The 1,163-nt window shown below is 67.1% G+C and carries 1 protein-coding gene; it reads right to left on the bottom strand.

The window, feature by feature from the left end:
* Positions 1 to 1,163, bottom strand: a 1,163-nt coding sequence (gene hutU, locus ABOA88_RS24015; protein ID WP_440127993.1) for a urocanate hydratase, incomplete at both ends; no start/stop codon positions are given.

Genomic DNA, 1,163 nt, shown 5'->3' with positions numbered 1-1,163 from the left:
TCGGAGCCGTCACGCATGGCTTCGGTTTCGCGGTTCGGGCTGGAGACCGAGCCGGAGTCCAGGTGGTCGCGACCGATGACGATCGGTGCCGACAGCTCGCCGCTGCGGACCATTTCGTTGAACGCCAGGCCCAGCTTGGCGCGCAGGCCCAGGCCAACCCAGCAGATACGTGCCGGCAGACCTTGGAAGCTGATGCGCTCGCGGGCCATGTCCAGCCAGCGGTGCAGGTGGGCGTCGTCCGGGATCAGTTCCTTGACCTTGGCGTCGGTCTTGTAGATGTCCTCGGCGTCACCGGACAGCGCCGCCCAGCGGAACGGGCCGACACCGCGGCAGAACAGCGGACGGATGTAGGCCGGCACGAAGCCTGGGAAGTCGAAGGCATTGGCCACGCCTTCTTCCTTGGCCATCTGGCGGATGTTGTTGCCGTAGTCGAAGGTCGGCACGCCCATTTTCTGGAAGTCCAGCATGGCTTGTACGTGCACGGCCATGGACTGCTTGGCGGCCTTGACCACGGCAGCGGCGTCGGTCTGGGCGCGGTCGCGGTACTGCTCCCAGGTCCAGCCGGCCGGCAGGTAGCCGTTGAGCGGGTCGTGGGCGCTGGTCTGGTCGGTGACCATGTCCGGGCGCACGCCACGCTTGACCAGCTCAGGCAGGATTTCAGCGGCGTTGCCGTGCAGGGCGATGGAGATGGCCTTGCCTTCGGCGGTGTACTTGGCGATGCGCGCCAGGGCGTCGTCCAGGTCCTTGGCCTGCTCGTCCACGTAGCGGGTCTGCAGGCGGAAGTCGATGCGGCTCTGCTGGCATTCGATGTTCAGCGAGCAGGCGCCGGCCAGGGTCGCGGCCAGTGGCTGGGCGCCGCCCATGCCGCCCAGGCCCGCGGTCAGGACCCACTTGCCGGTCAGGTTGCCGTTGTAGTGCTGGCGGCCGGCCTCGACGAAGGTTTCGTAGGTGCCCTGGACGATGCCCTGGCTGCCGATGTAGATCCAGCTGCCGGCGGTCATCTGGCCGTACATGGCCAGGCCTTTGGCGTCCAGTTCGTTGAAGTGTTCCCAGTTGGCCCAGTGTGGCACCAGGTTGGAGTTGGCGATCAGCACGCGCGGGGCGTTGGCGTGGGTCTTGAAGACGCCGACCGGCTTGCCGGACTGAACCAGCAGGGTCTCGTC

The organism is Pseudomonas sp. PKS, from assembly GCF_051913525.1.
GTDB lineage: Bacteria > Pseudomonadota > Gammaproteobacteria > Pseudomonadales > Pseudomonadaceae > Aquipseudomonas > Aquipseudomonas guariconensis_D.
This window is presented reverse-complemented; position numbering and strand designations above follow the sequence as displayed.